Below are 23372 nucleotides of genomic sequence, written 5' to 3' on the forward strand. Positions count from 1 at the left end.
GGCATGCAGCCGACTGGCTTGCCAGTCGCTGCATATCAAGGCAAGGCGTGAGCCTAGGTCGCCGATTTGTCCCGGATCCAGCCCTGGACAATGTCAAAGACGGACTGCGGGCTGAGTTGAACCATGCAGTCGCAGGTTATGGTTTCGAGCTTTTCGCAATCCGTGCAGCTCTTCTCCCGCACCAGATTCTGAGCCCTGTTCCCAAGCGCCGCCCACCGGCCCGGGTGCATCGGACGCGTGGGCGGAAACAGCCCCAGCGTACGTTGCCCGATCGCGGCCGACAGGTGCAGTGGGCCTGTGCCGCTCGCAATCAGGCCATCCGCTTGACGGATGAATGCCGTTAGCTGGTCCAGCGTCTGCGTGCCACAAAGGTTCGTAACATTTGGCTGTTCCAGCAGTGCGCTGCCATTGGCCTTCAGCCACTCTCCTTCCTTTGCACTGCCTGTCAGCCAGAGATGGACGTCCTCTCTGCCTGACAGCATCCTGGCGAGCGTTGCGTAATGCTCGATCGGCCATTCCCGGCCATGGCCGTTGGACTTGGTGTGGAGAACGAGATTGAACGTATAGCGGCCCTGCATCTCCGCAATTGCCCTGTCCACCGGGATATCAAAGTGGTACAGGCCGGGAATTTGCTCGAGAGAGGGGATGTCGCGGCTGCCATACGGGCTCAGAAAGCGGAAATTGATCTGCGCCTCGTGTTCTTGCGTGGTGCTCTTGCTGAAGCGCACTCGCCGATTGCAGTAGAACAGCAGGTAGAGCTTCTGGCGCGCATTGCCGATTCGGTGCCTGATCCCGGCGCGAAAGGCCGCCAGTGCCAGCTTGCGGTCAGGCTGGGCCAGGATGACGGTATCGATGCCCGACTTCTTCAGGTAGCCGACGGGGTCATTGGCGATGTCTTCCAATTCGACGACTTCATTGATGTCGGTGCAGAGGCGAACCAGCGGCGCCGCATAGGCGCGACACAGGAAGCTGATCTTTGCAGTCGGATTCAGTTGCCTCAGTCGAGCGACCATAGGCAAAGTCAGTACTATGTCGCCGATATTGTCGGTGCGGCTGACCAGTATGTGTTTGCTTCGAATTGCCATTTATCTTCGATGTGAGAGCAGGGTGGTGTCATGCCATCCGGGCATTACCGTCGCGCCCGCTTGCGCAAATACCGCAAATACCACTTCAGGCTTTCCACCGGCTTGCCCTGGCGGAACATGAAGCGCGAATGCATGCGCATTTCCTTGGTGTTCCTCGGCTCCGGATCGAGCGGCATGTCGTGCCACGGTGACAATGCCAGATACTTGCGGAACATTGCCCGGGCCTCATGCCCGCTCCAGTCGGCCCATGGTTTGACCGAGCCCGCGAAATGGATGAAGACGGCCTTGCCGACCGGACGCATCGCGAAGCTGTTGACGTTCAGGTCGTGGATCAGGTCGTACAGGTAATTCCAGCGAGGCGATATGTACCGCGCGCGGCCATTGAGCACTTTATTTAGCGCGTCCTGGTCGTTGAAGCGCATGTCGGTGCTGGTATCGAGCAGGGCTTCCAGGGTTTGCGGCGTGATATTCTCGGCCAGCCACTTCTCGATATTCATGAACAGCACACCGCCGTTGAAGTACTCCGCGCGCGCCAGGCCCAGTGCGGCAACGCGGCGGCGCAGCGTGACTGGGGCGTCAGGCACGACGACGGCGATATCGTTGCTGATGTCCATGTCGACCAGCTCATCGAGGCGGCCGACACACAGGATGTCCGCGTCCAGGTACAGCACGCGCTCCGTCTGGCCGCGCAGCACTTCCGGAATCACCAGCCGCGTGAAAATCGATAGTGAATAGTGCGAGTGCCCGAGGAAATGCGAGAACTGCGTGAACGACGACAGGTCGAGCAAATGCAGCTGCGTGCTGACCGGGTACATCGCCTCCAGTTGCTTCAGGCGACGCTGATTCTCTTCCAATGCCGAGAACGTCAGTACATGGAAAGTGAAGTGCTGCCCCGGGTTGTTGTCGATGATCGAAGCGATGGTCGCGCCCATCGGTCGGAAGTAGTTGTCATCGACGCAAAAGGCGATGTGGAACGACGGCTTGCCGTTGGTGCCCGTCAACGGAGCGGGCGCGGGGCTGGTGGGCGAGGTCAGGTTCATGGCATGGCCTTCATGACTTGTTCGACGGTGACGGCCTTGACCCAGTCACGTCGGTTTGCGGCGGTGATGACCGTGCTGTGGTCGCGGTCGATCGGCACCCATTCCGGGTTCTTCTGGCGCATCAGCGCAATGACCGGGACATGCACCGCATTGGCCAGGTGCATCACGGCCGTTTCCACCGAAATGATCAGATCGCATTGCGCCAGGACGGCCGGCAACTGGAAGAAATTGTCTTCGGCGCTGAACAGCTCGGTGCGCGCCAGACCGTATCCGCTGATGACCTCCCGGGCATGCGCCAGTTCCTGCGGCACGGCATTGACAATGAAGCAGCTGTCGCGCCAGCGTGGCAGCTGCTGCATGCCCTGGATCAGCGCGGCGACCTGATCCAGCGTCCAGCAGCGCTTCTTGGTTTTGGCGTACGGATTGATGAAGACGAGCTTTCCCTGGCGCGGAACGAATCCCCAGGCCGCCAGCGTGTCCTGCGCATACTGCTGCCATGGCGCGGGAATATCGACAAACGGAAAGCGTTCCGCAGCGCTGACTTCCAGTCCGCTGAGCTGTCGGAACCAGTGGGCGTACACGTCGCTGATATGCTGCGGCGCGGCCCGGTCAACCTTGTACGGCGGTATCGATGCATCGAGCTTGCGGTAGGCAAGCAGGTGGTGCGGCTGATAGAAACGGACCTGCCGCGTCATGCCGACCACGAATCCGTCGGGGCTGATCGTGCGCGCGAGGTTCGCGTACTGGTGCGGGCGCAGTGTCGCGAGCGACACCACGATCGGGTAGTGCTCCTGCTGCGCTTCGCGAATGGATGCTTCGTAGAGTTCCGGGCTGTAGGTGCGCGTATAGACCTTGCTGAAGAACGGGCACGCTGCGACCCAGTCGTAGAGCGAGTACTTGCGCAGATATTCCCAGGCCTTGGCGTCGCTGGTGCGGCGCACTTCATCGACCCACAGATGGATCTCCAGGTGCGGGTTTGCCTGCGCGAAGGCTTTGAAGAAGTTTTGCAGATAGGTGAAGTCGCCCAGAGCGAGGTGGGCGATAAACAGTATTTTCTTTGACTGCTTCAGCAAATCTGCGGGAATCAGGGTCTGGGGTTGGGTCACGAATGGCTCGCGGGAAGTCGCGTGGCGTCAGGCCGCTATTGTAAGGGAGGGCACCGGTTGGTCCGGAAATTGCCGTGGCTTTTGGCGCACAATTCGCGCGCCTAATAAATTGGCCTGCCAGCAAGAGGCTGGCAGGCCGCAATTTGCGTCGTGATGGCTGGGCCTCAGCCCATTGCTGCCTTGACGGCCTCGCCCAGCTGGTACACCGCCAGCGCGTAGAAAAAGCTGCGGTTGTAGCGGGTCAGCACATAGAAATTGCGCAGGCCGATCATGTACTCGGTAGGCTGGTCGGGCGTAGGCAGGTCGACCACGAGGACACCGGTCTCGCCTTCACGCGCCAGGTCGACGGGCTCATCGAGCCTGAGGCCGGCCTTGGTCAGCTGGTTCAGTGTCCGCGTCGGCCACGGTTCGCCGTCCGCGGCCGCGGCTGCGATGCCGCGGCTGCCTTCATCCGCGGCCAGCCGCCAGACCACGGGCCGGTTGGCCTCCCAGCCGTGCAACTGGAGAAAGCGGCCAACGCTGCCGATGGCGTCGGCGGGGCTGTTGCGCAGGTCGATGCGCCCGTTGCCGTCGTAGTCGATCGCATATTCGCGCAGGCTGGTCGGCATGAACTGCGGGATGCCGATGGCGCCGGCGTAGGACCCCAGCACGGAAAAGACGTCGGTGTGGGTGTCGCGGCACCACAGCAGATAGTCCGCAAGCTGGTTGCGGAAGAGCGTTGTCCTGGCGTCGCGGTTGGGCGTGGTCGGGTAGTCGAAGGCCAGTGTCGAGAGCGAGTCGATCACGCGGAACGTGCCCATGTCACGCCCATAGATCGTCTCGACGCCGATGATGCCGACGATGACGGAGGCGGGCACGCCGAACTCGGCCTCGGCGCGGCGCAGCGTATCGCGGTTCTCCTGCCAGAAGCGCACGCCAGCATTGATGCGGATCGGCTCGATGAAGCGCGAGCGGTAGGCGCGCCAGCTTTTGCGGCCTGGCGTGGCCGGCGGCAGGATCAGTCGCGCCACGGTGGCGGAATAGACGGCCTGCCCGAACCAGCCTTCCAGCGTGCCGCGGTCGAAGCCGTGGCGGCTCACCATTTCGTCGATGAAGGCTCGCGTCTGAGCGTTGTCGCGATAGCGCCCGGGTTCGATTTCTTCTTCCCGTACGCTCACGCGGCGCTTGCCGGCGGCGAGAAGGCTCGGGGAGAGGCCGCAGAGTCCCAGTGCGGCAGCGGATAGCGCGGCGCCCAGCAACGGGCGGCGCAATGAACGCTGGGTGTCGGTCATGGTGTCCTTAGCAAGTCGCAGCGAGTATAGCGGATGGCACTCCGCCATTCCGCTGCGAATGCGGCGCTGCGACAGGCCTGGCGCGGCGCTGGGCAGCCTTGTCCTGTGCTAACGTAACGTTTGGAGACAAAAAAGCGAAGATAAGACATGCCGACGGGCTATTACACGCATCCGGAGTTCCTGCTGCATGAGATGGGTCATTTCCATCCCGAGTGCCCGGAACGGCTGCAGGCGATCGAGGATCACCTGATTTCCCACGGCATGGACGGCCTGCTCGAACGCCGCGAGGCGACTCCCGCGACCCGCGAGCAGATCGAGCGCGTGCACGGGGCCGACTATGTCGATTCGCTCGAGCGCGCCAGCCCGGCCAGCGGCTACTATCCGATTGACCCCGACACGTCGATGAACCCGCATACGCTGGCTGCCGCGAAGCTGGCGGCGGGCGCGGCGGTGGCGGCCACCGACGCCGTCATGGCCGGCGAGGTGGAAAACGCATTCTGCTGCGTGCGTCCGCCCGGACACCATGCCGAACCCGACCGCGCCATGGGCTTCTGCTTCTTCAACAACGTAGCCGTCGCGGCGCGCCATGCGCTGGAGGCCCATGGCCTGGAGCGCGTGGCCATCGTCGATTTCGACGTCCACCACGGCAACGGCACCGAGGCGGCGTTCCGCGGCGACGAGCGCGTGCTGATGTGCAGCTTCTTCCAGCACCCGTTCTATCCGTACAGCGGCACCGAACACATCGCCACCAATATGGCGAACATCCCGCTGCCGGCCTACACCAACGGACTGGCCGTGCGCGAGGTGGTCGAGACCATCTGGATGCCGCGCCTGAACGAATTCCGTCCGCAGATGCTGTTCATCTCGGCCGGCTTCGACGCACACCGCGAGGATGACCTCGGCCAGATGGGCCTGGTCGAGCAGGACTATGCCTGGATCACCGGCCAGCTCGTCGATCTGGCGCGCGCCCATGCGAACGGACGCATCGTCAGCTGCCTGGAGGGCGGCTACAACCTGAGCGCGCTGGGGCGCAGCGTGCTGGCGCACCTGAAAGTGTTGCTGGAACGATAAGGAGGGATGCGGGCATGGCCGACACCGATCCGCGCACGAGCGCGCCGCTGCTGACCGAATCGCGCGACGCCGCCGGCGTGGCGCGCCTGACCATGAATCGCCCGGAGGCGTTCAACGCGCTGTCCGAACGCCTGCTGGACGAACTGGCCGCCGCCTTCTCCCGGTTGGCCGCGGACGACAGTGTGCGAGTGGTGGTGCTGGCCGGCGCGGGCAAGGCCTTCTGCTCCGGCCACGATCTGCGCGAAATGCGCGCCGAACCGTCGCACGACTACTACCGGCGCCTGTTCGACCGCTGCACGCGCATGATGATGGCCATCCAGAAGATGCCGCAGCCGGTCATTGCGCGGGTGCATGGCATCGCGACCGCGGCGGGTTGCCAGTTGGTGGCCATGTGCGACCTGGCAGTGGCCGCCGACGATGCGCGCTTTGCCGTCTCGGGCGTCAATCTCGGCTTGTTCTGTTCCACACCGGGCGTGGCCCTGTCGCGCAACCTGTCGCGCAAGCAGGCCATGGAGATGCTGCTGACTGGCGACATGATCGACGCTGCCACCGCTTGCGCCCGAGGCCTGATCAATCGTGTGGTGCCCCTGGCGCAGCTGGATGAGGAAGTGGCACGCCTGGCCGCCAGCATCAGTGCCAAGCCGGCGGCGGCCGTGGCGGCGGGCAAGGGGCTGTTCTACCGGCAGCTCGAAATGGGCATTGAGGCGGCCTACCAGCTGGCTGGACAGACCATGGCCTGCAACATGATGGAGGATTCGGCGCTGGAAGGCGTTCAGGCCTTCATTGAAAAGCGCTCACCCAGCCGGCGTGCTCCATGAGGCATATTTCGGTGCCCTATATGCCGGGATCGCATAAGGGAATCGATAAAAATTCGTTAAAGGTATGAAGCGGATCGCTTAAAATGCCCGCTTCATAAAAAATAACGTGCGGCAACAGCGCTGGAGACTTTCTCGCCTGTTGCCGTTTTCTTTTGGTCACTTTTCATGATCGAACTGCAAGGACTCTCGCAGCGTTTCCCCGGCGGGTCGGGTGAAGTGCATGCTTTGCGGGACGTCAGCCTGTCCATCGGGGCGGGCGAGGTCTTCGGCATCATCGGCCGCAGCGGCGCCGGCAAGAGCACGCTGGTGCGCGCCATCAACCTGCTCAACCGGCCCAGCAGCGGCCGCGTGATCGTCGCCGGGCAGGACCTGACCGCGCTGGACAATGGCGCGCTGCGCCTGGCGCGCCGCGACATCGGCATGATCTTCCAGCACTTCAACCTGCTGTCGTCGCGCACCGTGTATGACAACGTGGCGTTGCCGCTGGAGCTGGCAGGCAAGTCGAAGTCGGAAATCGAGGACACCGTGCTGCCGCTGCTGGACCTGGTCGGGCTGTCGGCGTTGAAGGACCGCTATCCGGCGCAGATCTCCGGCGGCCAGAAGCAGCGCGTGGGCATTGCGCGCGCGCTCGCCAGCAAGCCCAAGGTGCTGCTGTCGGACGAGGCGACCTCCGCGCTGGACCCGGAGACCACGCGCTCGATCCTTGACCTGCTCAAGCAGATCAACCGTGAACTGGGCCTGACCATCGTGATGATCACGCACCAGATGGAGGTGATCAAACAGGTCTGCGATCGCGTCGCCGTGCTCGAAGCCGGCCGCGTGGTGGAAGCAGGGCGCGTGATCGACGTGTTCCTGCGTCCGCAGCATGAAGTCACGCGCGCCATGATCGGCGACGTGATCGCGCAGGAGCTGCCCGAGAGCGTGCTCAAGCGCGTGGAAAGCCGCCTTGGCAACGGGCGCGACCACGTCTACCGCCTTGCCTTTACCGGCGAGGGCGTGGACCAGCCGGTGCTGGCCCAGGCGATTCGCCGCCATGGGCTCGATTTCAACATCCTGCATGGCCATATCGATGAGATCCAGGGCCAGGCCTTCGGCTCGCTGGCGATCATGGCGACTGGCGAACTGGCCGACGTGAAGGCGGCAATGGAATACCTGCAGCAACAAGGCGTGGTGGTGGAGGAGATCGAACATGTGGTCTGAAATGTTTGACCTGTTCCTCACATCGTTCAATGAAACGCTGCTGATGGTGGCGATCTCGGGCGTGGTCGGCTCGCTGCTGGGCGTGCCGCTGGGCGTGCTGCTGCACCTGACCAATCGTGGCGGCGTGCTGTCGCACCCGCTGTTCAACCGCACCATCGGCGTGGTCGTCAATGCGGTGCGTTCGATTCCGTTCATCATCCTGCTGGTGGTGGTGATTCCGTTCACGCGCGTCATCGTGGGTTCGTCGATCGGCACCACGGCGGCCATCGTGCCACTGACCATTGCGGCGATCCCGTTCATCGCGCGCCTGGTGGAAAGCGCGCTGCGCGAGGTCGACAAAGGCCTGGTCGAGGCGGCGCAGTCGATGGGCGCCACCACCGGCCAGATCGTCTGGAAGGTGCTGCTGCCCGAGGCGATGCCTGGCATCGTGGCCGGCCTGACCATCACCTTCGTGAGCCTGGTGGGCTATTCGGCCATGGCGGGCGCGATCGGCGGTGGCGGCCTGGGCGACCTGGGCATCCGCTATGGCTATCAGCGCTACATCACCGAGGTGATGGTGGCGGTGGTGGTGATCCTGATCATCTTCGTGCAGGCCGTGCAGAGCTTTGGCGACTGGCTGGTCCGGCGCATCAGCCACCGCTGATCCTGACGGAATTCGGTTCACCGGCAACTAACGAGGCTGTGCCGCACACGCGGCCAGCCGGCTACCAGAAAAGGAAGACAAGACATGCAACGTCGCAACCTGCTGCAATGGATTCTCGGCGCCGCGCTCGGCGCCACGCTGGCCACCGGCGCAATGGCCCAGGAAAAGCCGATCAAGATCGGCGTCACCGGCGGCCCGCACGCGCAGATCATGGAGCAGGTCAAGAAGGTCGCGGCCAAGGAGGGCCTGAACATCCAGGTGGTGGAGTTCAGCGACTACGTGCAGCCCAACGCCGCGCTGGCCGCCGGCGACCTGGACGCCAACAGCTACCAGCACTTGCCGTACCTGGAAGCCCAGATGAAGGACCGAGGCTACAAGTTCACGCATATCGCCTTCACGGTGACGTTCCCGATGGGCGTGTATTCCAAGAAGATCAAGTCGCTCGATCAGCTCAAGCCGGGCGCGCGCGTCGGCGTGCCGAACGATCCGACCAATGGCGGACGCGGTTTGCTGCTGCTGCAAAGCAAGGGCGTGATCAAGCTCAAGCCGAATGCCGGCCTGAAGGCGACGCCGCTGGATATCGTCGAGAATCCGAAGAAGATCCGCATCGTCGAGCTGGACGCCGCGCAGCTGCCGCGCTCGCTCGATGACCTGGACGCCGCGGCGATCAACGGCAACTACGCCGAGTCGGCGGGTTTGTCGCCCACACGTGACGCAATCGCCATGGAAGGCCCCAAGGGCCCCTACGCGAACCTGATCGCGATCCGCGAAGCCGACAGGAACAAGCCTTGGGTCGCCAAGCTGGTCAAGGCCTATCAGTCGCCGGAAATCAAGCAATACATCACTTCTACCTTCAAGGATTCGGTGATCACGGCCTGGTAAGTCGAGGATCTCATCCAATTCGACGATGTGCGTGCCGCCCGCGTGGCGGCACAATCACCAGGGTGCAAGAAAGCCTGCCGGGCTATGCCCGGCAAAATTTTGCCTATAAAATAGTACGATCGTTCGAAAAATATGAGAGCCGCCAACCCGGTGGTTATAATGACGAGCGGACAAATTTCTGACTATCAGCTATCAGTGGAGTGAGCGCATGAAAGTACTCGTCGCAGTCAAGCGGGTGGTGGATTACAACGTCAAGGTGCGGGTCAAGGCCGACGGCACCGGCGTGGATCTGGCCAACGTCAAGATGAGCATGAACCCGTTCGACGAAATCGCCGTCGAAGAGGCCGTCCGCCTGAAGGAAGCGGGTGTGGTCACCGAAGTCATCGCCGTGTCGTGCGGCGTGACGCAGTGCCAGGAAACCCTGCGCACGGCCATGGCCATCGGTGCCGACCGCGGCATCCTGGTGGAATCGAACGAGGACCTGCAGCCGCTGGCCGTGGCCAAGCTGCTCAAGGCCCTGATCGACAAGGAGCAGCCGCAACTGGTGATCCTGGGCAAGCAGGCGATCGACGACGACTCGAACCAGACCGGCCAGATGGTGGCCGCGCTGGCCGGCCTGCCGCAGGCGACCTTCGCCTCGAAGGTGGTCGTGGCCGACGGCAAGGCATCGGTGACCCGTGAAGTCGACGGCGGCCTGGAAACCCTGTCGCTGAAGCTGCCGGCCGTGGTGACGACCGACCTGCGCCTGAACGAGCCGCGCTACGTCACGCTGCCGAACATCATGAAGGCCAAGAAGAAGCCGCTCGATACCGTCAAGCCGGAAGACCTGGGCGTTGACGTCAAGCCGCGCCTGTCGACCGTGAAGGTGGTCGAGCCTGCCAAGCGCAGCGCAGGTGTGATGGTGCCGGACGTCGCGACGCTGGTGCAGAAGCTGAAGAACGAAGCCAAGGTTATCTGAGCGCGGGGGAGATAGAACATGACTGCACTCGTCATTGCTGAACACGACAATCAATCGATCAAGGCCGCCACGCTGAATACCGTGACGGCAGCTGCCCAATGCGGCGGCGATGTCCATGTGCTGGTGGCTGGCGCCAACGCCGCCGCCGCTGCCGCTGCCGCCGCGAAGATCGCCGGCGTGTCGAAGGTGCTGCTGGCTGATGCCGCCTACTTCGGCGACGGCCTGGCCGAGAACGTGGCCGAGCAGGCGCTGGCCATTGCCAACGACTACAGCCACATCCTGGCTCCGGCCACCCCGTACGGCAAGAACATCCTGCCGCGCGTGGCCGCCAAGCTGGACGTGGCGCAGATCTCGGAAATCTCCAAGGTCGACGCCCCGGACACGTTCGAGCGTCCGATCTACGCCGGCAACGCCATCGCGACCGTGAAGTCCTCGGACAAGATCAAGGTCATCACCGTGCGCGGCACCGCGTTCGACGCCGCTGCCGCCGAAGGTGGCTCGGCTGCCGTCGAAAACCTGCCGGCCGTGGCCGACGCAGGCGTGTCGCAGTTCGTTTCGCGCGAAGTTGCCAAGAGCGACCGTCCGGAACTGACCGCCGCCAAGATCATCGTCTCGGGTGGCCGTGGCGTGGGTTCGGGCGAGAACTACACCAAGGTGCTGACGCCGCTGGCCGACAAGCTGGGCGCCGCGCTTGGTGCCTCGCGCGCCGCCGTGGACGCCGGCTTCGTGCCGAACGACTATCAGGTCGGCCAGACCGGCAAGATCGTCGCGCCGCAGCTGTATATCGCCGTCGGTATCTCGGGCGCGATCCAGCACCTGGCCGGCATGAAGGATTCCAAGGTGATCGTCGCGATCAACAAGGACGCCGAAGCCCCGATCTTCTCGGTGGCCGACTACGGCCTGGTTGGTGACCTGAACACCGTGGTGCCGGAGCTGGTTGCCGCACTGGGCTGATGCATCGCCGGCCGCGCGTGCGGCCGGTCCTGTAGAGATGCTGCACAAGCCGTTCCGGGCACGTCCCGCGAACGGCTTTTTCATACACGTTTGGAGACATCGATGACCTACCGCGCACCGCTCAAGGACATGCTGTTCGTGATGAACGAGCTGGCCGGGCTGGAAGCCGTGAGCCAGTTGCCGGGCCTGGAGGAAGCCACGCCGGAAACGGCCCAGGCCGTGCTCGAGGAGGCAGCCAAGTTCAATGAACAGGTGGTGGCGCCGCTCAACCGTACGGGCGACCTCGATCCGAGCAGCTGGAAGGACGGCGTGGTCACTACCACGCCGGGTTTCAAGGACGCTTTCCGCCAGTTCGGCGAGGGCGGCTGGCAGGGCGTGGTCCACCCGCAGGACTTCGGCGGCCAGGGCTTGCCCAAGCTGATTGCCACTGCCTGCAACGAGATGCTGCAGAGTGCGAACCTGTCATTCGCCCTGTGCCCGCTGCTGACCGACGGCGCCATCGAGGCACTGTTGACCGCCGGCTCCGACGAGCAGAAGTCTGTCATCCTGCCGCGCCTGATCTCCGGCGAATGGACCGGCACGATGAACCTGACCGAGCCGCAGGCCGGTTCGGACCTGGCCGCGGTGCGCACGCGTGCCGAGCCTCAGGGCGACGGCACTTACAAGATCTTCGGCACCAAGATCTTCATCACCTACGGCGAGCACGACATGGCGGACAACATCGTCCACCTTGTGCTGGCCCGCACGCCCAACGCGCCGGAAGGCGTGAAGGGCATCTCGCTCTTCGTCGTGCCGAAGTTCCTCGTCAATGCCGATGGCAGCCTGGGCGAGCGCAACGACGTGCATTGCGTGTCGATCGAACACAAGCTCGGTATCAAGGCCAGCCCGACGGCCGTGCTGCAGTTCGGGGACCATGGCGGTGCCATTGGCACGCTGGTCGGCGAGGAGAATCGCGGCCTGGAGTACATGTTCATCATGATGAACTCCGCCCGGTTCGCTGTCGGCATGCAAGGGGTATCCGTGTCCGAGCGTGCCTACCAGCAGGCGGTGTCCTACGCGCGCGAGCGCGTGCAGAGCCGCCCCGTCGATGGTTCGGCCAGGCAGGCCGTGACCATCATCCACCACCCGGACGTCAAGCGCATGCTGCTGACCATGCGCGCGCTGACCGAAGGCGCTCGCGCCGTGGCCTACGTGGCCGCCAGTCACAGCGACATGGCCCACTTCCACCCGGACGAAGCCGTGCGCGCGCAGAACCAGGAGATCTACGAGTTCCTCGTGCCGATCGTCAAGGGCTGGAGCACGGAGCTGTCGATCGATGTCACCAGCCTTGGCGTGCAGGTGCACGGCGGCATGGGCTTCATCGAGGAAACCGGTGCGGCCCAACACTATCGCGATGCACGCATCCTGCCGATCTACGAAGGCACCACCGCCATCCAGGCGAACGACCTCGTCGGCCGGAAAACCTTGCGCGACGGTGGCGCGGTGGCGCGTGCGATCTGCGCCCGCATCGCGGAAACGGAAGCCGCGCTGGGCAAGCATGGCGGTGCCGCATTCACGGCCGCGCAGGCGCAACTGGCCAAAGGCCGTGCCGCGCTGGAGGCCGTGGTTGCGTTCGTCGTTGCCAATGCGAAGTCGGACCCGAACGCGGTGTTCGCCGGCAGCGTGCCTTACCTGAAGCTGTGCGGCATCGTGTTCTCGGGCTGGCAGCTCGGCCGTGCGATGCTGGCCGCGGATGCGAAGCGTGCCGAGGATCCTGGCTTCCATGACGCCAAGATCGCGACGGCGCATTTCTTCGCGGAGCATGTACTGTCGCAGGCGTCGGCGCTGCGCGATGCCATCGTCGCGGGTTCCGCTCCGGTGAATGCAGTCTCGCCTGACCAGTTCTGAGCTGGCGGTTTCGGCAAACAGAAAGGGCGGCCCGTCGGGTCGCCCTTTTTGCTAAGTCGGCCGTTGCGGCCGGCTGTCAGGCCGTTGCGGGGCGGGGCACGCCGTGCGGGCGCTGCGGCTTCAGGTAGCGCGCGACCGACAGGTCGTCGGCGCGGATCGCTGGCGATTTGCCCGACACCAGGTCGGACAGCAGCTTGCCGGAGCCGCAGGCCATGGTCCACCCGAGCGTGCCGTGGCCGGTGTTCAGCCAAAGACCGCGCACCTGGGTCGGACCGACGATAGGAGTGCCGTCCGGCGTCATCGGGCGCAGGCCGGTCCAGAACGTAGCCTGGCTGACATCGCCGGCACCGGGGAACAGATCCGTCACCACGTGTTCCAGCGTGCGGCGCTTGGCCGGGTCGAGCGAGCGGTCATAGCCGACGATCTGCGCCATGCCGCCGACGCGGATGCGGTCTTCGAAACGCGTGATCGCGACCTTGTAGGTTTCGTCCAATACGGTCGACACCGGGCTGCGCGAGGCATCGGTCATCGGGACCGTGATCGAGAAGCCTTTGAGCGGATAGACCGGCAGGTTGGACATGCCATGCAGGAACGGCTTGACCAGCTGGGTCGACCAGCTGCCCAGCGCTACCACGACGAGGTCCGCCTTCATCGCCTCGCCATCCACCACGGCGCCGGTCACGGCGTCGCCCTGGGTCATCAGGCTGTTGATGGAGCGGTTGTACAGGAATTTCACGCCCAACATCTCGGCCATGGCTGCCAGCCGTCCGGTAAACAGCTGGCAGTCGCCGGTTTCATCGTTGGGGAGGCGCAGGCCGCCGCTCAGCTTGTGGCTGACGGCGGCCAGCGCCGGTTCGCTCGCGGCGAGTTCCTCGCGCGAAAGCAACTGGTAGGGCACGCCGGCCTCCTCGAGCACGGCGATGTCCTTGACGGCGCCGTCGAGCTGGTCCTGCGTGCGGAAGACTTGCAGCGTGCCTTGCTGGCGGCCTTCATAGGCAATGCCGGTCTGGGCGCGCAGGTCGCGGATGCAATCGCGGCTGTATTCGGCCAGCCGCACCATGCGTTCCTTGTTGACGGCGTAGCGCTCGGCGCTGCAGTTCTGCAGCATCTGCCACATCCACTGCAGCTGGAACAGCGTGCCGTCCGGGCGAATACTCAGCGGCGCATGTTCCTGGAACATCCACTTGATGGCTTTGAGCGGCACGCCCGGAGCCGCCCATGGCGACGCGTAGCCGGGCGAGATCTGCCCGGCGTTGGCAAAGCTGGTGCCAAGCGCGGGTCCAGCCTCGCGGTCGACAACGGTCACTTCGTGACCGGCTTTGGCCAGATACCACGCACTGGTGACGCCGATGACGCCACTGCCAAGTACGAGAACGCGCATGTTTCGGGGGCTCCTAACCAGGATGTCAGGGTAATGAAGGATTTGTCTCTATACTATTTAAACTAATCCAGTCATAGTTATCGAATTTCTCGGGAAAACAGGAATAAATCATGAGAACGAGTCGCCAGCCCGTGCGCGCCCTTGACCGGCTCGACCGCAAGATCCTGATGCTGCTGCAGGCGGACGGCAGGATGTCGATGAAGGACCTGGCCGAGGCGGTCGGGTTGACCATCACGCCATGCATCGAGCGGGTCAAGCGCCTGGAGCGCGATGGTGTCATCATGGGCTACTACGCGCGGCTCAATCCGGGCCTGCTCGGCAGCGCGCTGCTGGTGTTCGTGGAAATCTCGCTGGGGAACAAGTCGGGCAATATGTTCGAGCAGTTCCGCCGTGAAGTCCTGCGGATTCCAGAGGTGCTGGAGTGCCACCTGGTCTCCGGCGATTTCGACTACCTGATCAAGGCGCGCATCCGAGAGATCGGCGAATACCGGCGTCTGCTCGGCGACATCCTGCTGCAGTTGCCGGGTGCGGCGCAGTCGAAGAGCTATGTGGTAATGGAAGAGATCAAGGAGACACTGGCCATCTCCGTGGAGGAGAAGGCGCAGCCAGCCTGACGATGAGACGTTCGCCGGATTCCGCCCCCGATCCGCACGGCGCGTTACACCGCGAACGCGACGCCGAAGACGCTGGCGCCGCGGTCGGCGTTCGCGCGCCGGTGGCGCGCAAGGGGCGCGGCGCGGTCAGCAATATCCAGGGCCGCTACGAACGGGACCAGCGCGAGCCGTTTGATGACGGCTGGGCGGCGCCAGGCACCGACGAGATCGCCGGCGCCGATGATGTCGAAGATGCTGGCGACACGGCGGCGAGCCGCAAACTGATTCCGATTGTCCCAGTCGACCCGGAGCCGCTCGCGCCGCTGCGCACCGAGGTCACCATCGAGCGTGCGCGCTCCATCCTCACGCGCAATGCGTCGCCGGATATTCCGTTCGATGTTTCGCTGAATCCATACCGGGGCTGTGAACACGGCTGCATCTATTGCTTTGCAAGGCCCACGCACGCCTACCTGGACCTGTCGCCCGGACTGGATTTCGAAACCCGCCTGTATGCCAAGACCAATGCCGCCGAACGGCTGCGCGAGGCGCTGAGCCGTCCGTCGTACCGTTGCGAGACGATCGCGCTCGGTGTCAACACCGACGCCTACCAGCCGATTGAGCGCGAGTATCGCGTGACGCGCGCCATCCTGGAGGTACTGGGGGCTTGCGACCATCCCGTGGCGCTGATCACGAAGTCCTCGTTGATCGAGCGTGATATTGACGTGCTCGCACCCATGGCGGCAAAGGGACTGGCCGTGGCGGCCGTAACGCTCACCACGCTCGACGCCGCCATTGCCCGCACGCTGGAGCCGCGGGCGGCCACGCCTTCGCGCCGCCTGCGCACGATCCGCACCTTGTCGGAGGCAGGTATTCCGGTTGGCGTGAGTATTGCACCGGTCATTCCGTTCATCACCGAGCCTGACCTGGAGCGCGTGCTGGAAGCTGCGCGCGAAGCTGGTGCCGTTTATGCCAACTACATCGTGCTGAGGTTGCCATGGGAAGTCCGCCCGCTGTTCGAGGAGTGGCTGCAGGCCCATTTCCCGGACCGTGCCGAGCGGGTGATGAACCGCGTGCGCGAAATGCGCGCGGGGAAGGCCTATGACGCCAGCTTCGCCACGCGCATGCGCGGAACGGGGGTGTGGGCCGATCTGATGCGCCAGCGCTTCTACAAGGCGGCAGACCGGCTGGGATACCGCTACAACCGATTCGAGCTCGATACTTCGCGATTCCGTGTGCCGCCCAGTTGGACAGCTGGCGCCGACGGCGCGCAGGGAACCTTGTTCTGAGTGCTGGCGGCCGCTTCCTGGTCGCCAATCATGCTGCTTGCCAACTCCAGCGCGGCCCTGGCGCGGGCCGCAGGTAGCCCTGAAGACAGCGCGAGCCTGACTGCGATGGCCGCCAGGCGTCCTTCTTCATACGTAGGCATGTCAGTCTTGCTCCTTTGTACGGTCGGTGCGAGAGCCGGCCGGACGGATTGATTGCCGCCGGAGGCCGGCGGTTTTTCCAGTATGGGCGATTTGCGCAGAAGGGAAACCTGTCATCGGGCCGGCATTGCATACGGTCAAGTCGGGCGCAGGTCGTCCCGGACCGGCGCCGGTGCCGCTTGCATTTCAGGGGCGGGGTTTCAGGCGTGATCCCAGTACGGCGGGTTGCCGAAGCGCGCGGCGAAGAATTCGACAAAGGCGCGCGTCTTGGCAGGAATCAGGTGGCGGCTCGGGTACACCGCCCAGATGGAGACCGCCGGCAGGACCGGGTACTCATCCAGCAGGGTCACCAGTTCGCCACTGCGCAGCAATGCGCCGACATCCCAGGTGGACTTGAGCGCGATGCCCATGCCCGCCACCAGCGCATCGCGAATGACTTCGCCGTTGTCCACGCGCAGATTGCCTTGCACGGTGACCGCGGACTCTCCGAGTGGCGTGTCAAAGCGCCAGGCGGACTGGTCGCCAAGCACCAGGCAGTTGTGGGCACGCAGGTCCTCCGGGTGCCTGGGCGTGCCATGCGCGGCAAGATATGCAGGGGCGGCGCAGATCACGCGCCGGCTCGGGGCCAGCGCGCGGGCCACCAGCGATGAATCCGGCAGCGCTCCCATGCGCAAGGCCACGTCGATGCCGGCGTCGACCAGCGGTACAAGCTGGTCGCTCAGGCGCAGGTCGAGGCGGATTTGCGGATAGGCGTCGAGGAAAGCCGGGATCGCTGGGGAGACATGCTGTCGTCCGAATGACGCCGGCACCGTCGCGCGCAACAAGCCGTATGGCTGTTGCGCGCCCTTGCCAACTGACTGCTCGGCGGCTTCGGCCGTGGCGAGCAGGTGCTGCGCATGTTCGAGAAAGCGTTCGCCGTCGGCGGTCAGGGATAACCGGCGCGTGGTCCGGTGCAGCAGGCGGGTGCCAAGGGTCTGTTCCAGCCGTGCCAGGCGCGCACTGGCGGTGGAGGTGGAGAGCTGCAGGTCGCGTGCGGCGGCAGAGACGTTGCCCAGCAGTGCCGCGCGCGCAAAGACGGCGACATCGAGCAGGTCGAAATACATGGCTGTCCGCCGCCGGATATCGGATTACTGCGGATTGCTGCGGCTTACTGCGACAGCGCGCGTGCCGCTTCCACCTGCGACTCGAAAAAGGTCTGGAAGCTGATGGCAAGTCCGGCCATCAGCAGCCCGGTGCCGATCAGCAGCGAGAGGATCACCAGGATCACCACGGGCCACCCCGAGCGTGTGGGCGTGCCCGCTGGATTGAAACGGGCGTCCCATTTGTCATCGGGGCGCAGACCATAGACGATTGCGGCCAGGAAGGCGCTGATGACGGATGCGCCGCCGGCCACGGCGAATGTCCAGTTCAGCGCAGGCGATCCTGCCTCGGTCACCATGGAGGCAACACCCACGGCACCTCCCAGCGTAGCGAGCAAGTGCAGCCAGCCATACGGGTCGCGCAGTCCTCCCAGGTAGAACCGGTGCGCGCCAACACTGCCGAGCAGGAAGGCAAGCGCCACCGTCAGCAGCTTCGATCTGGACCGCGTGGACGACACGGCGGTGGGTCGGGATGCTTGTGACGCTTGGCTGGCTGCAGGCATGGGGGGCAACGTGGCGAAGGGGTGCCGGCGGCATGCCACCGGCAGCGGTCAAGGGACTCGGCGGCAGCGGGTGCCAGCCGGGACACATTGTACGACGCCACCCCGGCAGCCTGGGCACGGGAGTGCGATGGCAGGAGCAGCTAACGCCTGGCAGAAGGGAGGACGCTATGGAAAAGGGCGCTTGCGTGCTCGCCGATATGGGTGCCGATATGGGCCTCGCCAACCAGCACAAGCGTCAATAGCATCAAGAAAAGTATCGGCAGCAACAATTTCCGGCGTGCTCAGCCAGGTCGCTCCGCAAGCGGATCATGACAGGCCCCGGCAGTTTGCCGGTCTTTGCCGTGGAGGCTGCGCCCGGCTGGTTTCCCGGCCTTGCAGGAGGTGCCGGGCAGAGGCAAGTCAGTTTGGTATGCCGTCTGCGCAGGCGGTACGCTGCGCAGACCGGGGCAGTATCGGGCGACAGCCTGTGCGCGCGTTGGGCGCGCACTCAAATAAGGACAGCAGCCAGGCCGATGAGTTCCAACGAGATTAACGACCGCCGTCGCGGCCGCGAGCCTGCCAGCCAGGGCCGACGCCGGGCGGGCGGTTGTCGTTGCGATTGGCGTCGCTCTGGCTGGTGCGCTCCGGGTGGCGCGGACGGTTGTCGTCGCGACCATTCGCGGCATTCGGCCGGCCGCTCAGGCGGTCATCGGCGCGGGCGCGCGCTTCCATGCGATCGATCTGTGCTTGCACATGGTCGCGGCTCTCGGCCCGTACGCTGGCCATTTGCCAGCCCCCCGCCGCCTGGGCGCGCGGTGTGCGCGCATCGGCGTGCGGGCGAGGCCAGAACGTGACTTGTGCATGGCTTGCGGCGACGGCGCCGACCAAGCCCGCAGCTGCGAGGATGCCAGCCACCAAGTCGCGCAGGAGTGAGCGGGTGAACATGCGGAATCCCAGGATCCTGACGCGCAGCGTTGTGGTTTCAAAGTTGGGTTCATGGTACGCATGGGGCATCGGCCCGCCTATGCCAATCGCGTTACCGGTGTAACGGATTGTTTCGGGGTACTTTGACGGTCCGATGGCGGGCTTTAGGGGGCGTAGCGGATGCGGTAGATCGCGCCCGCGTCGTCGTCACTGACCAGCAGCGAGCCGTCCGGCGCGGCCAGCACGTCCACGGGGCGGCCCCAGAATTTGCCATGCTGCAGCCAGCCTTGCGCGAAGATCTCCTGGCGTACTGCCTTGCCCTGCGCGTCCACGATCACGCGCACGATCCGGTAGCCGACCCGTTCGCTGCGGTTCCAGCTGCCGTGCTCGGCAATGAAGATGTTGTTGCGGTACTCGGCGGGAAACTGCGTGCCGGTGTAGAAGCGCATGCCCAGCGCCGCGACGTGCGCGCCGAGCTTGGCGACAGGCGGTACGAACTCGGAGCAGGCGCGCTGCTTGCCGAACTCGGGATCGGGGATGTTGCCCGCGTGGCAGAACGGATAGCCGAAATGCTGCCCGGCCTGTGTCACGCGGTTCAGCTCGTCGTCGGGCTGGTCGTCGCCAAGGTAGTCGCGGCCGTTGTCGGTGAACCACAGTTCGTGCGTCGCGGGATGCCAGTCGAATCCGACTGAATTGCGCACGCCGCGCGCCACCACCTGCAGGTCCGAGCCGTCGGGCTTCATCTTCATGATGTTGGCGTAGCGGTTCTCGTCCGGCGCGCAGATATTGCAGGGGGCGCCAACTGGAACGTAGAGATAGCCGTCCGGGCCGAAGGCGATGAACTTCCAGCCGTGCGTCGTTTCCTTTGAAAACCGGTCGGTGACGACTACCGGCGTCGGCGGGTGGTCCAGCCGGGCTTCGATGTTGTCGAGGCGGACGATGCGGGAAGTCGACGACGCGTACAGGCTGCCATCGCGGAACGCTACGCCCACTGGCCTGGCCAGGCCGCTTGCCACGACGCGAACAACCGGTTTGCCGCCTAGCGCTGAGGGCAGTGCATAGACCTTGCCTTCTTGTGTGCCAACGAACAATGTGCCGGATGGCGTGAGCGCCATGCCCCGGGCGTTGGGGACTTCATCGCTCAGGACTTCGATGCGGAATCCTGGCGGCAATTGGATCTGCGCCAGGGGCAAGGCCGCAGATGTGGCGGCCGGAGCGCTAAGCAGAGTGAGACAGGCCAGTGATGCCAGACGTGCGGTGCGATCAACGAAGTGCCGGACGATTCCCATGGCGCGCCTCCCGTCGCGGATTCCGCCACGATGCCTCCGCTCACGCACAGCGTCAACTGCCTAAGTGTTTGTTTGACCACGGATATTGGGCTATACTCTTGCGTTTCGTGTTCGAACACCAAGTTTTCTGAGGAATCATCTCATGGTCGTTATTCGTCTGGCTCGCGGCGGCAGCAAGAAGCGCCCCTTCTTCAACATCGTCGCTACCGATTCGCGCAACCGCCGCGATGGCCGCTTCATCGAGCGCGTTGGCTTCTACAATCCGCTGGCTTCGGAAGGCGAAGAAGGTCTGCGCGTGGTGCAGGACCGCCTGGCCTACTGGCAAGGCGTTGGCGCCCAGCTGTCGCCGACCGTTGCTCGCCTGGTCAAGCAGAACGCCGCCAAGGCCGCTGCCTGATAGCAGTTTGCAGCGCGTTCCCGATCGGGGCGCGTTTTCATTGCACACGTGACTGAACGAAAGCAGGGCGCCGCTGCGCCGAGGCCCTTGAATCGGCCTCAGGGCGAGTCGTCAAAGGCGGTCAAGCTGCCGGCGACGCTTCTGTCTGCCGATCCGCTGCCGGACGATCTGGTGGAGGTCGGCTATGTCGGTGCCGCCTATGGCATCCGCGGCTGGATCAAGGTCCAGCCACATGCCGACGACGCATCCGCGTTGCTGCATGCGCGCCGCTGGTGGCTGCTGGTGCCCCCGCAGGCTGGCCTGGTGGCCGCGGCGGAGGTTTCGTATGCCCAGGCGGTCTGCGTCAGGATCGAGCAATCGCGCGAGCACAGCGGAACCGTCGTGGCGCAGGCAACTGGCGTTTCGGACCGCAACCTGGCGGAAGCGCTCAGGGGGCGGCGCGTGTGGATCCGGCGTGAGGATTTTCCGGCGCCGGACGAGAATGAGTTTTACTGGGTGGATCTGATCGGCTGCACCGTGAGCAACGAGCAAGGCGAGTTGCTGGGCGAGGTGTCCGGTCTGATTGATAACGGGGCTCACCAGATCCTGCAGGTGGCTTACGCATTGCCCGACGGTAAGGCCGGTGAGCGGCTCGTACCGTTTGTCGATGCGTTCCTGCGTACGGTCGACACCGCGGGCAAGCGCATCGTGGTGGACTGGGGGCTCGACTACTGAATTTGTGCCGACGCCGGTGCGGGTTCGGAGGGGGAGGGCGGATGCAGTTCGATGTAATCACGCTGTTTCCCGACATGTTTCGCGCGCTGACCGACTGGGGCATCACCAGCCGGGCAGCCAAGCAGCAACGGTACGCCCTGCGTACGTGGAATCCGCGCGATTTCACCACGGACAACTACCGGACCATCGATGATCGGCCGTATGGTGGTGGTCCCGGCATGGTCATGCTGGCGAGGCCGCTGGAAGATGCGATCGATGCTGCCTCGGCGGCACAGTCGCGGGCCGGCGTGGAAGCGCCGCACGTGGTGCTGATGTCGCCCCAGGGTGCGCCGCTGACCCACGAGAAGGTCATGTCGCTCGCGCAGCGACCCGGACTGGTGTTGTTGTGCGGCCGCTACGAGGCGATCGACCAGCGCCTGATCGATCGCCGCGTGCATGAGGAAATCAGCCTTGGCGATTTCGTGCTGTCCGGCGGCGAGCTGCCCGCGATGGCATTGATCGATGCCGTGGTGCGGCACCTGCCCGGTGTACTGGGCGATGCGCAGTCGGCGGTGCAGGACAGCTTTGTCAACGGCTTGCTCGATTGCCCGCATTACACGCGGCCGGAAGAGTATGAGGGTGTGCGGGTACCCGAGATCCTGCTCGGCGGCCATCATGCCGAGATTGAAAAATGGCGGCGCCAGCAGGCGCTGGCCAATACCGCGAGAAAGCGTCCCGACCTGATCGAGACCGCTCGCGCGCAAGGTTTGCTAACCCGTTCCGACGAGAAGTTCCTGTCGGAATGGTTGGTGAAAGAAGGGCGGGAGAATTCTCCCGCCAGGTAAAACCCCATCCTCTGCCGGGGCCCGGGCAATGCCTGGGGCATCCAACGCCGGCACGATGGTTACGGAGAAAGAACGATGAACATCATCGAGCAGATCGAGAAGGAAGAGATCGCGCGTCTGACCGCGAACAAGACCATCCCCGCATTCGCACCCGGCGACACCGTGATCGTCAGCGTGAACGTGGTGGAAGGCAACCGCAAGCGCGTGCAGGCTTACGAAGGCGTGGTGATTGCCAAGCGTAACCGTGGCCTGAATTCGTCCTTCATCGTGCGCAAGATCTCGTCGGGTGAAGGCGTGGAGCGTACGTTCCAGCTGTACTCGCCGCTGATCGCCGGCATCGAAGTGAAGCGTCGCGGCGACGTGCGTCGCGCGAAGCTGTACTACCTGCGCGAGCGCTCGGGCAAGTCCGCACGTATCAAGGAAAAGCTGGTTTCGAAGGCAGCCAAGGCTGCCCAGTAAGCCGGACATGCCGGCCGGGCCTACCGGCCGGATGTTTCCTCAGGAAGGGCACCGCAAGGTGCCCTTTTTGCGTTTTTGGCAACTGTGCCGGATTGCTGCGCTGCCGAAAGGCGAGCATCTGTCATACTTGAACCTGCTATGCGCCCCGTCTTTGACCCAGAGTCCCTTCCCATCATCGATGTCGACAAGCGCCGTCCGGCACTGAGCGCACCGCGCCTGCAGGCGGACTTCATCCGCCACCGCTTGCAGGCACCGCCCGCCTGGGCGCCCGAGCTGACCGATGAATCACGTGTCTACGACCGCAGCCGCAGCCTGCGCCAGGCTGCCGTACTGGTGCCGATTGTCGAGCGCCGCGACGGTCTGACGGTGTTGCTCACCGAGCGTAATGCCAACCTGAGTGCGCATGCGGGACAGATCAGTTTTCCTGGCGGCAGCCAGGAAGACCATGACACCAGCCGCATTGATACCGCCCTTCGGGAAACCGAAGAAGAGGTCGGCCTGGTGCGCGACTATGTGGAGGTGCTGGGGGCGCTGCCCGATTACATCACCGGCACCGGCTTCCATGTCAGCCCGGTGGTGGGCCTGGTGCGCGACGGCTTTACGTTGCGGCCCGACGCCTCGGAAGTGGCAGATGTGTTCGAGGTGCCGCTGGCCTTCCTGATGGATCCTTCGCACCATGAGCGGCGCCTGTTCCGCTGGGTCGATGGCGAACGGATGTTCTACGCCATGCCGTTCCCGCGCGAAGGCGGTGGTCACCGCTTCATCTGGGGCGCGACGGCGGGCATGCTGCGCAACCTCTACCACCTGCTCGCCGCCTGACTCGCAGCCAGA

The 23372-nt window shown here is 64.5% G+C and carries 24 protein-coding genes; 15 read left to right on the forward strand and 9 right to left on the reverse strand.

Annotated features, from left to right (window positions below; all coding sequences use genetic code 11):
* Positions 1–53: 53 nt before the first annotated feature.
* The 4 genes from AC3FNH_RS05835 to mltB form a co-directional block, all read right to left on the reverse strand.
* A complete protein-coding gene (locus AC3FNH_RS05835; protein WP_488719361.1) occupies positions 54–1085 on the reverse strand; it encodes a glycosyltransferase family 9 protein in 1032 nt (343 codons plus the stop codon).
* 44 nt (positions 1086–1129) lie between these two features.
* Positions 1130–2125: a glycosyltransferase family 8 protein gene (locus tag AC3FNH_RS05840; RefSeq protein ID WP_276099769.1), complete on the reverse strand. Its 996-nt coding sequence runs from the start codon at positions 2123–2125 to the stop codon at positions 1130–1132.
* Positions 2122–3231 carry a glycosyltransferase family 9 protein gene (locus AC3FNH_RS05845; protein ID WP_488719362.1) on the reverse strand — a complete coding sequence of 370 codons (1110 nt, stop codon included), beginning with the start codon at positions 3229–3231 and terminating at the stop codon, positions 2122–2124. Before AC3FNH_RS05845 ends, AC3FNH_RS05840 begins: the two co-directional genes overlap by 4 nt.
* A 164-nt stretch (positions 3232–3395) precedes the next feature.
* Positions 3396–4502 carry a lytic murein transglycosylase B gene (gene mltB, locus AC3FNH_RS05850; protein ID WP_276099771.1) on the reverse strand — a complete coding sequence of 369 codons (1107 nt, stop codon included), beginning with the start codon at positions 4500–4502 and terminating at the stop codon, positions 3396–3398.
* 147 nt (positions 4503–4649) lie between these two features.
* Here mltB and AC3FNH_RS05855 point away from each other — a divergent pair, with 147 nt between their 5' ends.
* The 8 genes from AC3FNH_RS05855 to AC3FNH_RS05890 all read left to right on the forward strand — a co-directional run bounded on the left by AC3FNH_RS05855 (position 4650) and on the right by AC3FNH_RS05890 (position 12915).
* Positions 4650–5573, forward strand: a complete 924-nt coding sequence (locus AC3FNH_RS05855) for a histone deacetylase family protein (RefSeq protein ID WP_488719363.1) — start codon at positions 4650–4652, stop codon at positions 5571–5573.
* 14 nt (positions 5574–5587) lie between these two features.
* The gene (locus AC3FNH_RS05860) at positions 5588–6391 is read left to right on the forward strand and encodes an enoyl-CoA hydratase (protein WP_488719364.1); all 804 of its coding nucleotides are present in this window, start codon (positions 5588–5590) and stop codon (positions 6389–6391) included.
* A 165-nt stretch (positions 6392–6556) separates the two neighbouring features.
* Positions 6557–7591: a methionine ABC transporter ATP-binding protein gene (locus AC3FNH_RS05865; RefSeq protein ID WP_276099774.1), complete on the forward strand. Its 1035-nt coding sequence runs from the start codon at positions 6557–6559 to the stop codon at positions 7589–7591.
* Complete coding sequence (locus AC3FNH_RS05870; RefSeq protein WP_276099775.1) at positions 7581–8234, forward strand: methionine ABC transporter permease; 654 nt, start codon at positions 7581–7583, stop codon at positions 8232–8234. Before AC3FNH_RS05865 ends, AC3FNH_RS05870 begins: the two co-directional genes overlap by 11 nt.
* An 84-nt stretch (positions 8235–8318) precedes the next feature.
* Positions 8319–9116 carry a MetQ/NlpA family ABC transporter substrate-binding protein gene (locus AC3FNH_RS05875; RefSeq protein ID WP_276099776.1) on the forward strand — a complete coding sequence of 266 codons (798 nt, stop codon included), beginning with the start codon at positions 8319–8321 and terminating at the stop codon, positions 9114–9116.
* Positions 9117–9324: 208 nt separating this feature from the next.
* Complete coding sequence (locus AC3FNH_RS05880; protein WP_488719365.1) at positions 9325–10074, forward strand: electron transfer flavoprotein subunit beta/FixA family protein; 750 nt, start codon at positions 9325–9327, stop codon at positions 10072–10074.
* An 18-nt stretch (positions 10075–10092) separates the two neighbouring features.
* On the forward strand, positions 10093–11028 hold the full coding sequence (locus AC3FNH_RS05885; RefSeq protein WP_276099777.1) for an electron transfer flavoprotein subunit alpha/FixB family protein: 936 nt from the start codon (positions 10093–10095) through the stop codon (positions 11026–11028).
* 102 nt (positions 11029–11130) lie between these two features.
* The gene (locus AC3FNH_RS05890) at positions 11131–12915 is read left to right on the forward strand and encodes an acyl-CoA dehydrogenase (RefSeq protein WP_488719366.1); all 1785 of its coding nucleotides are present in this window, start codon (positions 11131–11133) and stop codon (positions 12913–12915) included.
* Between the two features lie 76 nt (positions 12916–12991).
* On the opposite strand, the gene AC3FNH_RS05895 is transcribed toward AC3FNH_RS05890, so the two are convergent.
* Positions 12992–14296 (reverse strand): D-amino acid dehydrogenase, encoded by a 1305-nt coding sequence (locus AC3FNH_RS05895; protein WP_276099778.1) that lies wholly within the window; start codon positions 14294–14296, stop codon positions 12992–12994.
* 110 nt (positions 14297–14406) lie between these two features.
* Between AC3FNH_RS05895 and AC3FNH_RS05900 the strand changes: the two genes are divergently transcribed.
* Together AC3FNH_RS05900 and AC3FNH_RS05905 are read left to right on the forward strand one after the other, a co-directional pair.
* A complete protein-coding gene (locus AC3FNH_RS05900) occupies positions 14407–14910 on the forward strand; it encodes an Lrp/AsnC ligand binding domain-containing protein (protein WP_276099779.1) in 504 nt (167 codons plus the stop codon).
* 2 nt (positions 14911–14912) lie between these two features.
* Positions 14913–16175: a PA0069 family radical SAM protein gene (locus AC3FNH_RS05905; RefSeq protein WP_276099780.1), complete on the forward strand. Its 1263-nt coding sequence runs from the start codon at positions 14913–14915 to the stop codon at positions 16173–16175.
* A 338-nt stretch (positions 16176–16513) separates the two neighbouring features.
* On the opposite strand, the gene AC3FNH_RS05910 is transcribed toward AC3FNH_RS05905, so the two are convergent.
* The 4 genes from AC3FNH_RS05910 to AC3FNH_RS05925 form a co-directional block, all read right to left on the reverse strand.
* Positions 16514–17416 (reverse strand): LysR family transcriptional regulator, encoded by a 903-nt coding sequence (locus AC3FNH_RS05910; protein ID WP_488719367.1) that lies wholly within the window; start codon positions 17414–17416, stop codon positions 16514–16516.
* Between the two features lie 44 nt (positions 17417–17460).
* Entirely contained in the window at positions 17461–17955 is a 495-nt protein-coding gene (locus AC3FNH_RS05915) for a TM2 domain-containing protein (protein ID WP_276099782.1), read from the reverse strand.
* 528 nt (positions 17956–18483) lie between these two features.
* Complete coding sequence (locus tag AC3FNH_RS05920; RefSeq protein WP_488719368.1) at positions 18484–18879, reverse strand: hypothetical protein; 396 nt, start codon at positions 18877–18879, stop codon at positions 18484–18486.
* A gap of 143 nt (positions 18880–19022) precedes the next feature.
* Complete coding sequence (locus AC3FNH_RS05925; RefSeq protein ID WP_488719369.1) at positions 19023–20147, reverse strand: PQQ-dependent sugar dehydrogenase; 1125 nt, start codon at positions 20145–20147, stop codon at positions 19023–19025.
* Positions 20148–20289: 142 nt separating this feature from the next.
* Here AC3FNH_RS05925 and rpsP point away from each other — a divergent pair, with 142 nt between their 5' ends.
* From rpsP to AC3FNH_RS05950, 5 genes are all read left to right on the forward strand, one after another.
* Complete coding sequence (gene rpsP / locus AC3FNH_RS05930; protein WP_276099785.1) at positions 20290–20544, forward strand: 30S ribosomal protein S16; 255 nt, start codon at positions 20290–20292, stop codon at positions 20542–20544.
* A 48-nt stretch (positions 20545–20592) separates the two neighbouring features.
* On the forward strand, positions 20593–21258 hold the full coding sequence (gene rimM / locus AC3FNH_RS05935) for a ribosome maturation factor RimM (protein WP_488719370.1): 666 nt from the start codon (positions 20593–20595) through the stop codon (positions 21256–21258).
* Between the two features lie 41 nt (positions 21259–21299).
* On the forward strand, positions 21300–22082 hold the full coding sequence (gene trmD, locus AC3FNH_RS05940) for a tRNA (guanosine(37)-N1)-methyltransferase TrmD (RefSeq protein WP_276099787.1): 783 nt from the start codon (positions 21300–21302) through the stop codon (positions 22080–22082).
* Positions 22083–22157: 75 nt separating this feature from the next.
* Positions 22158–22541 (forward strand): 50S ribosomal protein L19, encoded by a 384-nt coding sequence (rplS, locus tag AC3FNH_RS05945; protein WP_211947310.1) that lies wholly within the window; start codon positions 22158–22160, stop codon positions 22539–22541.
* Positions 22542–22679: 138 nt separating this feature from the next.
* Positions 22680–23360, forward strand: a complete 681-nt coding sequence (locus tag AC3FNH_RS05950) for a CoA pyrophosphatase (RefSeq protein WP_276099788.1) — start codon at positions 22680–22682, stop codon at positions 23358–23360.
* Positions 23361–23372: the final 12 nt, after the last annotated feature.

This window comes from Cupriavidus sp. 22TCCZM01-5 (assembly GCF_057798915.1).

Excerpts from the sequence above, each read along its gene's own strand:
- AC3FNH_RS05835 (WP_488719361.1), bottom strand. The coding sequence starts at position 1,085 with ATGGCAATTCGAAGCAAACACATACTGGTCAGCCGCACCGACAATATC.
- AC3FNH_RS05840 (WP_276099769.1), bottom strand. The coding sequence starts at position 2,125 with ATGAACCTGACCTCGCCCACCAGCCCCGCGCCCGCTCCGTTGACGGGC.
- mltB (WP_276099771.1), bottom strand. The coding sequence starts at position 4,502 with ATGACCGACACCCAGCGTTCATTGCGCCGCCCGTTGCTGGGCGCCGCG.
- AC3FNH_RS05855 (WP_488719363.1), top strand. The coding sequence starts at position 4,650 with ATGCCGACGGGCTATTACACGCATCCGGAGTTCCTGCTGCATGAGATG.
- AC3FNH_RS05860 (WP_488719364.1), top strand. The coding sequence starts at position 5,588 with ATGGCCGACACCGATCCGCGCACGAGCGCGCCGCTGCTGACCGAATCG.
- AC3FNH_RS05865 (WP_276099774.1), top strand. The coding sequence starts at position 6,557 with ATGATCGAACTGCAAGGACTCTCGCAGCGTTTCCCCGGCGGGTCGGGT.
- AC3FNH_RS05870 (WP_276099775.1), top strand. The coding sequence starts at position 7,581 with ATGTGGTCTGAAATGTTTGACCTGTTCCTCACATCGTTCAATGAAACG.
- AC3FNH_RS05875 (WP_276099776.1), top strand. The coding sequence starts at position 8,319 with ATGCAACGTCGCAACCTGCTGCAATGGATTCTCGGCGCCGCGCTCGGC.
- AC3FNH_RS05880 (WP_488719365.1), top strand. The coding sequence starts at position 9,325 with ATGAAAGTACTCGTCGCAGTCAAGCGGGTGGTGGATTACAACGTCAAG.
- AC3FNH_RS05885 (WP_276099777.1), top strand. The coding sequence starts at position 10,093 with ATGACTGCACTCGTCATTGCTGAACACGACAATCAATCGATCAAGGCC.
- AC3FNH_RS05890 (WP_488719366.1), top strand. The coding sequence starts at position 11,131 with ATGACCTACCGCGCACCGCTCAAGGACATGCTGTTCGTGATGAACGAG.
- AC3FNH_RS05895 (WP_276099778.1), bottom strand. The coding sequence starts at position 14,296 with ATGCGCGTTCTCGTACTTGGCAGTGGCGTCATCGGCGTCACCAGTGCG.
- AC3FNH_RS05900 (WP_276099779.1), top strand. The coding sequence starts at position 14,407 with ATGAGAACGAGTCGCCAGCCCGTGCGCGCCCTTGACCGGCTCGACCGC.
- AC3FNH_RS05905 (WP_276099780.1), top strand. The coding sequence starts at position 14,913 with ATGAGACGTTCGCCGGATTCCGCCCCCGATCCGCACGGCGCGTTACAC.
- AC3FNH_RS05910 (WP_488719367.1), bottom strand. The coding sequence starts at position 17,416 with ATGTATTTCGACCTGCTCGATGTCGCCGTCTTTGCGCGCGCGGCACTG.
- AC3FNH_RS05915 (WP_276099782.1), bottom strand. The coding sequence starts at position 17,955 with ATGCCTGCAGCCAGCCAAGCGTCACAAGCATCCCGACCCACCGCCGTG.
- AC3FNH_RS05920 (WP_488719368.1), bottom strand. The coding sequence starts at position 18,879 with ATGTTCACCCGCTCACTCCTGCGCGACTTGGTGGCTGGCATCCTCGCA.
- AC3FNH_RS05925 (WP_488719369.1), bottom strand. The coding sequence starts at position 20,147 with ATGGGAATCGTCCGGCACTTCGTTGATCGCACCGCACGTCTGGCATCA.
- rpsP (WP_276099785.1), top strand. The coding sequence starts at position 20,290 with ATGGTCGTTATTCGTCTGGCTCGCGGCGGCAGCAAGAAGCGCCCCTTC.
- trmD (WP_276099787.1), top strand. The coding sequence starts at position 21,300 with ATGCAGTTCGATGTAATCACGCTGTTTCCCGACATGTTTCGCGCGCTG.
- rplS (WP_211947310.1), top strand. The coding sequence starts at position 22,158 with ATGAACATCATCGAGCAGATCGAGAAGGAAGAGATCGCGCGTCTGACC.
- AC3FNH_RS05950 (WP_276099788.1), top strand. The coding sequence starts at position 22,680 with ATGCGCCCCGTCTTTGACCCAGAGTCCCTTCCCATCATCGATGTCGAC.